Origin of the sequence: Cellulomonas pasadenensis (assembly GCF_047229365.1) — a bacterium.
GTDB lineage: Bacteria > Actinomycetota > Actinomycetes > Actinomycetales > Cellulomonadaceae > Cellulomonas.
On record NZ_JBFTEP010000110.1, the window covers coordinates 1 to 12,396 of the forward strand.

The window sequence follows — 12,396 nt, forward strand, 5'->3', positions numbered from 1 at the left end:
GGCCCAGCCCGTCCCGGACGCGCTCGCGACCCCCGTGGCGCCGCTGCCGCCGCCGCCCGCGGCGACGCCGGAGGCCCTCTCGCCCGGGGCGCACGACGAGCTCGTGGAGCTCGAGCACACCCGCGTGCGGGACCCCGCGCAGCTGCGGCGCCGGGCGGTCACGCTCGCCCTGCTGTTCGACACGGGCCCGCGCGTGCGGGTCGTCGGCCGCGGTCTCGCGGGCCGCGGCCCGCGCGCCGAGGACGGGTCGGACATCCTGCACGTCGTCGCGGTCGACGACCCGTCCCGGTCGGTGTCGCGGGTGCACCTCGAGTTCGGGCCGGAGGCGCCGGCGCACGCGGACGACGTCGCGGGCGTGTGGGTGCTCGACCGCGGGTCGACGAACGGCACGGTCGTGGTCGCGCCGGACGGCGACGCGCGGGTGCTGCCCCCCGGCACGCGGGCGGTCGTGCGCGCGGGCTGGACGGTCCGGCTGGGGGAGCGGGTCGTGCGCGTCGAGGACGACTGACCGCTCCGGCCGGGGCCGGGGATCGGCCCCTGCGACGTCAGCGCGCCGTCGCGGCCCCCGGGTCGACCGTCGCGGGCGGCACCGCGGCCGCGTCACGTCCGCGCGCGGCGAGGCGGGTCGCCCGCGCCGAGCGCAGCCCGTCGACGCTCAGCACGACCAGCGCGAGCCACACCAGCCCGAAGCCCCACCACCGGGCGGGCGGCATCTCCTCGTGCACGACGAGCACGCCGATGGCGAGCTGCAGCACGGGCGCGAGGTACTGCAGCATCCCGACGACCGAGAGCGGGAGGCGCCGTGCCGCGGAGTTGAACAGCAGCAGGGGCACGGCGGTGAGCACGCCGGAGGCGGCCAGCCCGGCGGCGTGCCAGCCGCCGTGCGCGCCCCACGTCCCGCCGCCGGCGGCGTGCAGCCACACGAGGTAGCCGACCGCGACGGGGACGAGCACGGCCGTCTCGGCGGCGAGCCCGGGCAGGGCGGGGACGCGCGCCCCGACGGTGCTCTTGATGAGCCCGTACACGCCGAAGCTGGCGGCCAGCGTGAGCGCGATCCACGGCAGCCGTCCGAGCCCGGCGGTGATGACGACGACGGCGGCGGCGCCGAGACCGAGCGCGACCCACTGCACGGTGCGCAGCCGCTCGCCGAGGACGAGGACGGCCAGCCCCACGGTGACGAGCGGGTTGATGAAGTACCCGAGCGCGGCGTCGACGACGTGCCCGGTGGTGACGCCGTGCACGAACACGAGCCAGTTCACGGCGAGCAGCACCGCCGCGAGCGTCAGCCGGGCCAGCAGGCGCCCGTCGCGCAGGAGTGAACCGAACACGCCCCACGAGCGGGTCGCGAGCAGCAGGACGACGCAGAAGAGCAGCGACCACACGACGCGGTGCGCGATGATCTCGACCGGCCCGGCGGGGGCGAGCAGCGGGAAGTAGAGCGGCAGGCCGCCCCACAGCACGTAGGCGCCGACCCCGGCGGCGAGGCCGGCCCGGCGGTCGGGGGCGGGGGCGTCGGGCACACGTCACTGTAGGCGCGGCGCGCGACGTCGCGGACCGCGGGGCGCCGGACCGGTTGACGGTGACGCGGGTCACGCCTAGTGTCGCGTTTCAGCAAGTTGCGTACGTCACGCAAGCAGTTGCGACTCCGTCGTCGCGATGACGTGCGTGCGCCCCGGACGTCACGACGGCCGGGTCACCTCCTCCACCGCGACGCGCCCGGCACGGGCGCGTCGCCTGCCCGGTGCAGCGCCGCGCCGGGCGAGCCGCCCGACGCCGTCGTCGGGCACGACCCGAGGAGACCCCGTGCCCGCAGCACCCCCGCTTCGCCGTCGCCGCCCGCTCGCGGCGACGCTCGCGGCCCTGACCGCCGTCGCGCTGACCGCCGTCGGCGCCGTCGGCTCCGTCGCGTCCGCACCGCCCGCGCAGGCGGGCCCGCCCGGCGACCGGCCCGGCGTGAACCTCTTCCAGTGGACGTGGGACGCGATCGCCCGCGAGTGCACCGACGTCCTCGGCCCTGCCGGGTACGGCTGGGTGCAGACGTCGCCGCCGAACGAGCACGCCGTCGTCGGCGGTCAGTGGTGGACGTCGTACCAGCCGGTCAGCTACCGCATCGAGTCCAAGCTCGGCACGCGCGCGGAGTACGCGGCCATGGTGTCCGCGTGCCGGTCGGCGGGCGTGAGCGTGATCGCCGACGTGGTGGTCAACCACATGAGCGGCCAGACGGGCGGCACCGGCTGGGCCGGGACGACGTTCTCGACCGAGCGGTACCCCGGCCCGGCCGGCGGGTACGGCCCGCAGGACTTCCACGACTGCCGCACGAACATCGCGAGCTACCAGGACCGCTACCAGGTGCAGAACTGCCGCCTCGTCGGGCTGCAGGACCTGCGCACGGAGTCGGAGTACGTGCGCCAGGAGATCGCGGACTACCTCGACGACCTCATCTCGCTCGGGGTGCGCGGGTTCCGCGTCGACGCGGCCAAGCACATCCCGGCGGCGGACCTGGAGGCGATCCGGGCGAGGCTGTCCGACCGCAGCGTCTTCGTCGTGCACGAGGTGATCGGCGCCGGCGGCGAGCCGATCCAGCCGAGCGAGTACCTCGGCTCGGGCGACTCGCACGAGTTCGGCTATGCCCGGCACCTCAAGGGACGGTTCCAGGCGAACGAGCTGGCGAGCCTGCGGACGCTCTCGAGCCAGCCGTGGCTCCTGCCGTCCGACCGCGCGGGCGTCTTCGTCGACAACCACGACACCGAGCGCAACGGCGAGACCCTCAGCCACAGGAGCGGCTCCGACTACCGCATCGCCAACGTCTTCCAGCTCGCGTACCCCTACGGCTGGCCGACGGTCTACTCCGGCTACGCGTTCAGCGACCACGACGCCGGGGCGCCGTCGGAGGCGAACGGCGCCGTGCGCGACGCGGTCTGCGGGCAGGGCACGTGGACGTGCGCGCACCGCTGGAACGAGACCGCGCACATGGTGGGCTTCCGCAACGCGGTGGCCGGCACCGGCGTGACGGACTGGTGGGACGACGGCGGCAGCCGGATCGCGTTCGGGCGGGGGAGCGCCGGGTACGTCGCGATCAACGCGGGCTCGTCGCCGCTGCAGCGCACGTTCCAGACGTCGCTGCCGGCCGGTGCGTACTGCGACGTGATCAGCGGTGCGCGATCGGGCGGATCGTGCAGCGGGACCACCGTGACGGTCGACGGCTCCGGCCGCGCGACGTTCACGGTGCCCGCCGAGGGAGCGGTGGCGGTGCACGTCCGCCAGCGGCCCACGGGCGGCGGGACGCCGACGACGAGCCCGACGCCCACGCCGACGACCGGCCCGACGGCGTCCCCGGCGCAGGTGTCGTTCGGCGTGCAGGCGACGACGACGTGGGGTCAGGACCTGGTCGTCGTCGGCGACCACCCGGCGCTCGGCGGATGGGACCCGGCGCGCGCGGTGGCGCTGTCGTCGGCCACGTACCCGGTCTGGCGGGGCGCGGTCGCGCTGCCCGCGGGGACGACGGTCGAGTACAAGTACGTCCGCCGGCAGGGCGGCTCGGTCGTGTGGGAGTCCGGCGCGAACCGCACGGTGCGCGTGCCGGCGAGCGGCACGCTCGCGCTCGCGGACACGTGGCGCCTGTGACGCCGCCCGCGTCCTCGCGCGCCCGCCCGGCGGGCGCGTCCTGACCGCCGGCCGGTCCCGCGGTGCACGCCGCCGCGGGCCGGCCGGTGCACGGCGGGGTGGCGTCGGGCGCGTGGAGGTGACCGGCGCCACCCTGGTCGTGGCCTGCGGAGGGGCACCGCCTTCGGCGGCCGACGCACGTCAGCAGGCCGCTGACCTGCACCGACGCCCGGAGTCCACATCGTGGGCTGTCCGTATCGTGGAGTGGACATGAGGGTGACCTCACCCGAGCGACTAGAATCGGGCGAGCAGCGCCCTCCGCGCGGACTGCACGCACGCCGCCTCGGGACGGGCCCACGCCCGCACCGCGGCCGTCGCGGCGGCCCGGCCCGACCGAGGGCTCCCCGACCGGAAGGCAGCCTCGACCCGTGAGCACCCCGACCCTGCGCGTCGCGATCGTCGGCGCGGGACCGGCCGGCATCTACGCGGCCGACATCCTGTCGAAGACCGACCTCGACGTCAGCATCGACCTGTTCGAGCGCCTCCCCGCGCCGTTCGGCCTCGTCCGCTACGGCGTGGCGCCCGACCACCCGCGCATCAAGCAGATCATCGTCGCGCTGCACAAGGTGCTCGAGCGCGGCGACATCCGGCTGATCGCGAACGTCGACTACGGCACGGACCTCAAGCTCGACGACCTGCGTCAGTTCTACGACGCGGTCATCTTCTCCACCGGCTCGATCCGGGACGCCGCCCTGCCGGTGCCGGGCATCGAGCTCGACGGCTCGTACGGCGCCGCCGACTTCGTGTCCTGGTACGACGGGCACCCCGACGTGCCGCGGACGTGGCCGCTCGAGGCGCAGCAGGTCGCCGTGCTCGGCGCCGGCAACGTCGCGCTCGACGTCGCGCGGATCCTCGCCAAGCACGCCGACGACCTGCTGCCGACCGAGGTGCCGGCCAACGTCTACGAGATCCTCAAGGCCAGCCCCGTCACGGACGTGCACGTGTTCGCCCGCCGCGGCCCGGCGCAGGCCAAGTTCTCGCCGCTCGAGCTGCGCGAGCTCGGCCACGTGCCCGACGTCGACGTCGTCGTGTACGACGAGGACTTCGACTTCGACGAGGGCTCCGAGGCCGCCATCCGCTCGAGCAACCAGACCAAGCAGGTCGTCAAGACGCTCACGGACTGGACGCTCAAGGACCCGGCCGAGATGACGGCCTCGCGCCGGATCCACCTGCACTTCCTGCACAAGCCGGTCGAGGTGCTGGGCGAGGACGGCAAGGTCGTCGGCCTGCGCACCGAGCGCACGAAGCTGCGGGGCGACGGCAACGTCGTGGGCACGGGGCAGACGTTCGACTGGCCGGTCCAGGCGGTCTACCGCGCGGTCGGCTACTTCGGCTCGCCGCTCGCCGACATCCCGTTCGACGACGTCGCGGGCGTCGTCCCCAACCACGAGGGCCGGGTCATCGACGTCGACGGCTCGCACCTGCCCGGCGTCTACGCCACGGGCTGGATCAAGCGCGGGCCGGTCGGCCTCATCGGCCACACCAAGTCCGACGCGTCCGAGACGATCCGCCACCTCGGCGAGGACGTCGCGGCCGGCGGCGACGCGTTCTACACCGCGACCGAGCGCGACCCGCAGGCCGTGCTCGAGCTGCTCACGGCCCGCGGCGCCGAGCCGATCGACTGGTCCGGCTGGGAGCTCCTCGACGCGTACGAGAAGTCGCTGGGGCAGCCGCACGGGCGTGAGCGCGTCAAGGTCGTGCCCCGCGAGGAGATGGTCGCGGTCGCGCTCGGACGGCAGCAGCCGACCGCCTGACGCACGGCGTCCGGCACCACCCGCTGCACCCCCCAGGGCCCCGCACGCACCGCGTGCGGGGCCCTGCGCGCGCGTGCCGGGGAACGCGGCGACGACGCGCGGCGTTCACCGGGCAGAGGCACGAACCGCCCGTGCGCGGGCGGGAGAGGACGGACATGGGTCACCAGCACTTCAACGGCCTGAAGACCGCGGCGCTGTTCGGCGCGATGTGGGCCGTGCTGCTCGGCATCGGCTGGCTGCTGGGCGGCGGCCGGCCCGGGTTCCTGCTGCTGTTCGCGGGCATCGGCCTGGTCATGACCGCGTACAGCTACTGGAACTCCGACAAGATCGCGATCCGCGCGATGCGCGCGCGGCCGGTCAGCGAGCTCGAGCAGCCCGCGATGTACCGGATCGTGCGTGAGCTCTCGACGGCCGCCCGGCAGCCGATGCCGCGCCTGTACGTCTCGCCGACGATGGCGCCCAACGCGTTCGCCACGGGCCGCAACCCGCAGAACGCCGCCGTGTGCTGCACCGAGGGCATCCTGCAGATCCTCGACGAGCGGGAGCTGCGGGGCGTCCTCGGGCACGAGCTGATGCACGTGTACAACCGCGACATCCTCACGTCGTCGGTGGCCGCGGCGATCGCCGGCGTCATCACGTCGCTGGCGCAGTTCGCGCTGTTCTTCGGCGGCGGTGGCGGCGACCGCCGCGAGGGCGGCAACCCGATCGCCGGCCTGCTGCTCGCGCTGCTCGCGCCGCTGGCCGCGAGCCTCATCCAGCTCGCGATCAGCCGCACCCGCGAGTACGACGCCGACGAGGACGGCGCCGCGCTCACGGGGGACCCGCTCGCGCTGGCGTCGGCGCTGCGCAAGCTCGACGCCGGCACGCACGCCCGGCCGCTGCCGCAGGAGCGCGAGCTGGTGGACGTGTCGCACCTGATGATCGCGAATCCGTTCCGCGGCGGCGGCCTCGGCCGCATGTTCGCGACGCACCCGCCGATGGCGGACCGCGTGGCGCGGCTCGAGGCGATGGCGGGCGGCGGGTACCCGCACCGCTGACGTGCGCGCGGGCCGCGGCGTCGGCGAGCGCGCTCAGGACGCCGGCGCCCACCGGAACGCGACGCGCACCAGGCCGTGGTCGCCGGACCCGTCCGCGCGGTGGTCGTCGGTGTCGAGGTGGTCGTTGGCGATCCGCAGCCCGTCGAACAGCCAGCGCCGCCGCCGGCTGTTGTCGTAGAGCTGCTCGCTCACCAGCACGTGGTCGAGGGACTCGCGCAGGTCCTCGTGCACGTGCGTGTAGTAGACGTCGCGCGTGTCGCGGTACTCCTGCAGCGTCTGCGCCGTGTAGAGGCCCGTGTCCGCGCCCCCGAGGGCGTCGCCGACGAGGTAGCGCGGCTGCCCCGTGAGGATGTTCAGCGTGTTGCTGTGCTGGCCGTCGTTGACGTCGCCCAGGACGAGCACGGGCGTGGCCGTGCCGCGCAGCGCCGCGGTGAGCAGCACGCGCAGCGCGGTCGCCTCGGCCGTCCGGCGGATCGTCGACAGCGCGGCCCCGAGGGCCTCCGCGTGCGGCCGGAACGCGTCCGGGTCGGCCGTGAACCAGTCCTCGCGGTCGACGCGGGTGGGCAGCTTGGACTTCAGGTGCGTGACGAACACCTCCGCCGGCGGCCCGTCGTCGCGCAGCGCCACCGCGAACCGCAGCACCGGCCGGGAGAACCGGTCGATGCGCACGTCGACGTCGGGCGCCTGCGGGTCGTGCCCGTCGGCGACGCGGAGCCGGAACCCCGGCGGGAACTCCTCCACCCACGCCGGCTCGCCGACGAGCAGGCCGTCGCGCACGAGCGCCGCGCAGGTGATCCGGTCGCCGTCCGCCGGCACCGCGAGCACGGTGTAGTCGTCGTCGAGGTGCGCCTCCGCGAGGACGTCGGCGAGGGCGTCGCGGTGCCACAGCTCCTGCAGCCCGACGACGTCCGCGTCGAGCTCGCGCAGGCGGTCGGCGAGCCAGCGGACCTTGCGGCGGTACTCGACCGGCGTCCACGGCTGCTGCCCGGGGTTCATCCGCCGCCCGGGCAGCTGCAGGTTGTACAGGTTGACGGTCGCGACGCTGAAGCGCTGCCGGTCCATGACGCCCCCTCGGGCGGCCCGCGCCCGTCGCGGGTCCCACCGGGTAGGGGCGTCGGCGCGGGCCCGCGATACGTGCGGGCGTGCCGCCGCCCGGCCCGCGCGTGGACCGGGCGGTGCCGTGGGCCGCGCGGCCCACGGCACCGGGTCGTCAGCGATAGTTCGTGAACTGCAGCGCCGCGTCCACGTCGGCGCCCTTCATCAGCGCGATGACGGCCTGCAGGTCGTCCCGGCTCTTGGCCGACACGCGCAGCTCGTCGCCCTGGATCTGCGTCTTGACGCCCTTCGGGCCCTCGTCGCGCACCAGCTTGGCGAGCTGCTTGGCGACCTCCGTGCTGAGGCCCTCCTTGATGCTCGCCGCGAGGCGGTACTCCTTGCCGGACGGCTTCGGCTCGCCGTCGCCCGTGTCGAGCGACTTCAGCGAGATGCCGCGCTTGATGAGCTTCGACTGGAAGACGTCCAGGACGGCCAGGACGCGCTCCGAGGAGTTCGCGACCAGGAGGACGCTCTCGCCGCTCCAGGCGATGGACGCCCCCACGCCCTTGAAGTCGTACCGCTGGGCGATCTCCTTCGCGGCCTGGTTCAGCGCGTTGTCGACCTCCTGCCGGTCGACCTTGCTGACGACGTCGAACGACGACTCGCTCGCCATGGTGCTCCCTCCCGGCGCGCGCCGGTGGCGCGCCTCGTGCGGATCGTGCGCGGGCCGCGCCGCGCCCGTCGCGCGGCGGTGCCGGCGGGCCGTGGCGCGAGCGTCCTCGCGGAGTTGCTATCCTTCCATCCGCACGCCGCTCACGCGGACGGCGGCAGGCCCCGGTCTGCGCGCCGTGGCAGGGTGGTGTCCCCTTGGCGGGTTACCCGAGTGGCCAAAGGGGGCTGACTGTAAATCAGCTGGCATCGCCTACGGGGGTTCGAATCCCTCACCCGCCACAGCACGAAGGGCCTCCTCGCGGCGCGAGGAGGCCCTTCGTCGTCCCGGGGGTCTGCCGCGGGGGGCGCCCTCAGGCGCAGGTGTACGGGCCGGGGGTGATGGAGACCGTCGCCCCCTCGTACCGGGTGTCGAACACGCCGGCGTCCTCCTCCGAGGCGAACGCGAGGCCGACCCCCACGGGGTCGGCGAAGCCGGTGAGGCCGCTGATCGTCTCGCCCGTCCCCTCCTGGCACGCCGGGTCCCACGCCTGCGCGTCGTAGCCCAGCTCGCCGAGGCGGGCGACCTCCTCCTCGAGGGCGCCCTCGCCGCCGGCGTCCGCGACGGCGGTCCAGACGACCCAGACGTCGCCGTCCGCCTCGGCCGGGTCGACGGCCTCGGGCCAGGCGGCGGTCGACGGGTCGACGCCGTCGTCGCCGGAGCAGGCGGCGAGCGGGAGGACGAGGGCGCCGGCGGCGAGCAGCGCCGCGGCGGTGCGACGGGGGAGCGGGGGCTTCGGCATGCGGCGGATCGTGGCACGCGGCCCATGGGCCGAGGTACGAGAAGAATCGTTTAGGACCGGGGTCGGCGGGTCCCGTCGCGGGCCGCCGCGGCGCGCGTCCGCGGGTGTCCCGGGGCCGATTTCACCGTCACCCCCGGGCCCGTGTACTCTGGTCCGCGCTGCCCCGATAGCTCAGTCGGCAGAGCGTCTCCATGGTAAGGAGAAGGTCAAGGGTTCGATTCCCTTTCGGGGCTCTGTGGTGTGTCAGGGGCCGGTCACCCTCGGGTGGCCGGCCCGGACCGCCGCTGCGGCGGGATAGCTCAGGTGGTTAGAGCACACGGCTCATAATCGTGGTGTCGCGGGTTCGAATCCCGCTCCCGCTACCACGTCCGGCGAACATCCGTAGCAGCAGCGCGTGTCGGCCGGCGCGCGCCAGGAGAAGAACGCAGCCCCCGCTGGGGCGCGAGAGGTGACACAGACATGGCCAGCAAGAGCGCGGACGTCCGCCCGAAGATCACCCTTGCCTGCACGGAGTGCAAGGAGCGGAACTACATCACCAAGAAGAACCGTCGGAACAACCCCGACCGGCTCGAGATGAAGAAGTTCTGCCCGCGGGACAACAAGCACACGGTGCACCGCGAGACCCGCTGACGCGGGCACGCACCGACGCCGACGCCTGAGATGGCCGTCGACACCACCTTCGCCGGGCGGGTCTACCCGCCCGGCGACGTGTATGTGGTCTCCCGCGAGAAGATCCGCGAGTTCGCCGAGGCGACGGGTGCGACGCACCCCGCCCACTCCGACGTCGCGGCCGCCCGCGCGCTCGGGCACCCGGACGTCGTCGCGCCCCCCACGTTCGCGGTCGTGATCGCGCAGCGCACCGAGGCCGCCTACGTCGACGACCCGGCCGCGGGCGTCGACTTCAGCCGGGTCGTGCACGCCGACGAGCGCTTCACGCACCGGCGCCCGCTGCACGCGGGGGACCGCGTCGTCCCCACGCTGCACGTCGACGCCGTCACGCTCCGCGGCGGCCTCGCGATGGTGACCACGCGCGTCGAGATCGCGGACGAGTCCGGCGCGCCGGTCGCCACCGTCGTCTCGACGCTCGCCGTCCGCCCCGAGGAGGACGCGTGAGCGACCGCCCCGCCCTCGCCGACCTGACCGTCGGCCAGGAGCTCGCGCGCCGGACGGTCGCCGTCGACCGCGCGCGCCTCGTCCGGTACGCCGGCGCGAGCGGCGACTTCAACCCCATCCACTGGAACCAGCGCGTCGCGGAGTCCGTCGGGCTGCCCGGTGTCATCGCGCACGGCATGTGGACCATGGGAGCCGCCGCGGCCGTCGTCGTCGACTGGGCCGGCGACCCCGGCGCCGTCGTCGACTACCAGACGCGGTTCACGCGCCCCGTGCCCGTGCCCGACCCCGGTCAGGCCGAGGTCGAGGTCGTCGCGACCGTCGGCGTCCTCGACGCCGGGGCCGGGACCGTGCGCGTCGACCTGACCGTGACGGTCGAGGGCGCGCGCGTGCTGGGCAAGGCGCAGGCGGTCGTCCGCCTCTCCTGACGCTCAGGCGGGCGGCGGGCCCGTCGTCGTCCCGACGCGCAGCGCGACGGGCAGCACGCGCTCCTCGGCGTCCCGGCCGGCGAGCAGGTCGGCGACCGCGTCGCCGATCGCGGCGCCCTTCGCGGCCAGCGGCTGGCTGACGCTCGTGAGCACGTCGGGCGCGAGCCACGGCAGGTCGAGGCCGTCGAAGCCCGCGACGGACACGTCCTCGGGGACGCGCAGCCCGAGCTCGCGCGCGGCGAGGACCACGCCCGAGGCGAGCAGGTCCGACTGGCAGACGACGGCGGTCGGCCGGTCCGGCCCCTGCAGCAGCGCGCGGCCGGCCGCGGCGCCGTGCTCGACGAGCGAGGCCGGCGTCTCCCACACCGTGGTCGGCTCGACGCCGGCGTCGGTGACGCCCGCGAGCCGGCGACGGCTGATCTCCCACGCGATCCCCGAGAGGCGCGCCGCGTCGGCCGGGCCCTCGACGCGGTCGCGGTCGAACGGCAGCGTGACCGTGGCGATGCGGCGGTGGCCGAGGTCGACCACGTGCCGCGTGACCTCGGCCATGCCGCCGCGGTCGTCGATGCCGACGACGGCGACGTCCGGCTGCGGGGTGCCCTCGACGAGCACGATCGGGACGCCGCGGTTGCGCAGCGTCTCGAGGACCGGGTCGTCGGTCGTGCCGCCCCACATCTGCACGGCGACGTCCATCGCGGCGGTGCCGACGAGCGGGTCCACGGGCGGCTGCGAGACGTCGTGCGGGCCGGGGACGAGCAGGACGCCGAGGCCGAGCGGGCCGAGGCGTGCGGTGAGCCCGTCGAGCACCTGGATCGTGACGGGGTCGCGGAACGCCCGGCGCAGCACGTCGCCCATGATCACGCCGACGATGCTGGACCGGCCGCGGCGCAGCTGCCGGCCGAGCGGGTTGGGGCCGGCGTAGGCGAGCGTGCGGGCGGCCTCGAGGACGCGCTCGCGCGTGCGGTCGGCGATGGGGCCGGACCCGGAGAACGCGAGGGAGGCCGTCGACACCGAGACCCCCGCGGCGGCGGCGACGTCGGCGAGGGTCGTGCGCTGGGCGGACAGTGTCGGCACCTTTCGTGAGCCGGCCACGCACCGGCGCAGGTCGCGAGGGCGTCGTCGGGCCGGGTCGCGGCGCTGTTTGACGACGCGAGCAGCGTACCCGGAGAATGATCGCGCCCACTCAAATCGATTCGACCGCGCTGTCGCCGTCGCTCGAATCGATTCGAGCATCTCTTGCGCGGCACCCGTCGCGCCGCTCGTCCTCCCGGAGCCCCCGTGACACCCCCCGCCCCGCCCCTGCCGGGCCTCGCCCGCGCGCGCCGACTCCTCGTCGGCCTGTTCGCGCTCGCCGGCATCGCGTTCTCCAGCTGGCTCGCGCGCATCCCCACCGTGCGGGACCTGCTCGACCTGTCGACCGCCGACCTCGGCCTGCTGCTGCTCGTCGGCTCGATCGGCTCGCTCCTCACGGTCACAGCGTCCGGCGCGGTCCTCCAGCGGCTCGGCAGCCGGCGCGTGCTGCTCGTCTCCACCGTCGTGCTGGGGACGGCGCTCGTGCTCGAGGGCGTCGGCCCGACCGTCGGCTCCCGCGGGGTGCTCGGCCTCGGCATCTTCCTCAACGGCGTGGCCGTGGCGCTCGGCAACGTCGCCATCAACGTCGAGTCCGGACGCATCGAGCGCGCGCTCGGCCGCACCGTGATCCCCCAGTTCCACGCCGCGTTCTCCATCGGGGCCGTCGTCGGCTCGGGCGTCGGCGCGGTCGCGTCCGCCACCGGCGTGCCGCTCGTCGTCCAGATGCCCGCGACCGCCGTCGTCGTGGTCGTGTGGCGGCTCGCGTCGCTGCGGGGCGTCGTGCGGGTCGGCAGGGAGTCCACGTCGACGGGCAGGGCGTCCGCGACCGCGTCCGGCGCGGACGACA

Annotated in this window: 13 protein-coding genes and 3 tRNA genes; 11 read left to right on the top strand and 5 right to left on the bottom strand. The window is 75.0% G+C overall.

Annotated elements, in window-relative coordinates; all coding sequences use genetic code 11:
* On the top strand, positions 1-508 hold a 508-nt coding region (locus AB6N23_RS14100), incomplete at its 5' end, for an FHA domain-containing protein (protein ID WP_412866651.1).
* 37 nt (positions 509-545) lie between these two features.
* Here AB6N23_RS14100 and rarD read toward each other — a convergent pair.
* Positions 546-1,520 carry an EamA family transporter RarD gene (gene rarD / locus AB6N23_RS14105; protein WP_412866652.1) on the bottom strand — a complete coding sequence of 325 codons (975 nt, stop codon included), beginning with the start codon at positions 1,518-1,520 and terminating at the stop codon, positions 546-548.
* A gap of 283 nt (positions 1,521-1,803) precedes the next feature.
* On the opposite strand from rarD, the gene AB6N23_RS14110 reads away from it, so the two are divergent.
* The 3 genes from AB6N23_RS14110 (at position 1,804) to htpX (ending at position 6,454) form a co-directional block, all read left to right on the top strand.
* On the top strand, positions 1,804-3,624 hold the full coding sequence (locus AB6N23_RS14110) for a carbohydrate-binding module family 20 domain-containing protein (protein ID WP_412866653.1): 1,821 nt from the start codon (positions 1,804-1,806) through the stop codon (positions 3,622-3,624).
* A 407-nt stretch (positions 3,625-4,031) separates the two neighbouring features.
* Complete coding sequence (locus AB6N23_RS14115) at positions 4,032-5,417, top strand: FAD-dependent oxidoreductase (protein ID WP_378202612.1); 1,386 nt, start codon at positions 4,032-4,034, stop codon at positions 5,415-5,417.
* A 155-nt stretch (positions 5,418-5,572) separates the two neighbouring features.
* Positions 5,573-6,454: a zinc metalloprotease HtpX gene (gene htpX, locus AB6N23_RS14120; RefSeq protein ID WP_412866654.1), complete on the top strand. Its 882-nt coding sequence runs from the start codon at positions 5,573-5,575 to the stop codon at positions 6,452-6,454.
* A gap of 33 nt (positions 6,455-6,487) precedes the next feature.
* On the opposite strand, the gene AB6N23_RS14125 is transcribed toward htpX, so the two are convergent.
* Together AB6N23_RS14125 and AB6N23_RS14130 are read right to left on the bottom strand one after the other, a co-directional pair.
* The gene (locus tag AB6N23_RS14125; RefSeq protein WP_412866655.1) at positions 6,488-7,516 is read right to left on the bottom strand and encodes an endonuclease/exonuclease/phosphatase family protein; all 1,029 of its coding nucleotides are present in this window, start codon (positions 7,514-7,516) and stop codon (positions 6,488-6,490) included.
* Positions 7,517-7,664: 148 nt separating this feature from the next.
* Entirely contained in the window at positions 7,665-8,162 is a 498-nt protein-coding gene (locus AB6N23_RS14130; protein ID WP_412866656.1) for a YajQ family cyclic di-GMP-binding protein, read from the bottom strand.
* Between the two features lie 196 nt (positions 8,163-8,358).
* Between AB6N23_RS14130 and AB6N23_RS14135 the strand changes: the two genes are divergently transcribed.
* Positions 8,359-8,440, top strand: a tRNA-Tyr gene (locus AB6N23_RS14135).
* Between the two features lie 71 nt (positions 8,441-8,511).
* Here the strand turns inward: AB6N23_RS14135 and AB6N23_RS14140 are convergent.
* Positions 8,512-8,940: a hypothetical protein gene (locus tag AB6N23_RS14140; RefSeq protein WP_412866657.1), complete on the bottom strand. Its 429-nt coding sequence runs from the start codon at positions 8,938-8,940 to the stop codon at positions 8,512-8,514.
* A gap of 160 nt (positions 8,941-9,100) precedes the next feature.
* Between AB6N23_RS14140 and AB6N23_RS14145 the strand changes: the two genes are divergently transcribed.
* The 5 genes from AB6N23_RS14145 (at position 9,101) to AB6N23_RS14165 (ending at position 10,478) form a co-directional block, all read left to right on the top strand.
* Positions 9,101-9,173, top strand: a tRNA-Thr gene (locus tag AB6N23_RS14145).
* A gap of 55 nt (positions 9,174-9,228) precedes the next feature.
* Positions 9,229-9,305 (top strand) — tRNA-Met (locus AB6N23_RS14150).
* A gap of 94 nt (positions 9,306-9,399) precedes the next feature.
* Complete coding sequence (rpmG, locus tag AB6N23_RS14155; protein WP_013117912.1) at positions 9,400-9,570, top strand: 50S ribosomal protein L33; 171 nt, start codon at positions 9,400-9,402, stop codon at positions 9,568-9,570.
* 30 nt (positions 9,571-9,600) lie between these two features.
* A complete protein-coding gene (locus AB6N23_RS14160) occupies positions 9,601-10,053 on the top strand; it encodes an FAS1-like dehydratase domain-containing protein (protein ID WP_412866658.1) in 453 nt (150 codons plus the stop codon).
* Positions 10,050-10,478, top strand: coding sequence for a MaoC family dehydratase (locus tag AB6N23_RS14165; RefSeq protein WP_412866659.1), 429 nt, complete (start codon positions 10,050-10,052; stop codon positions 10,476-10,478). Before AB6N23_RS14160 ends, AB6N23_RS14165 begins: the two co-directional genes overlap by 4 nt.
* Before the next feature lie 3 nt (positions 10,479-10,481).
* Here the strand turns inward: AB6N23_RS14165 and AB6N23_RS14170 are convergent, their stop codons facing one another.
* Positions 10,482-11,543, bottom strand: a complete 1,062-nt coding sequence (locus AB6N23_RS14170; RefSeq protein ID WP_412866660.1) for a LacI family DNA-binding transcriptional regulator — start codon at positions 11,541-11,543, stop codon at positions 10,482-10,484.
* 213 nt (positions 11,544-11,756) lie between these two features.
* Between AB6N23_RS14170 and AB6N23_RS14175 the strand changes: the two genes are divergently transcribed.
* Positions 11,757-12,396: MFS transporter (locus AB6N23_RS14175; RefSeq protein WP_489672006.1), on the top strand; the 640-nt coding region annotated here is incomplete at its 3' end.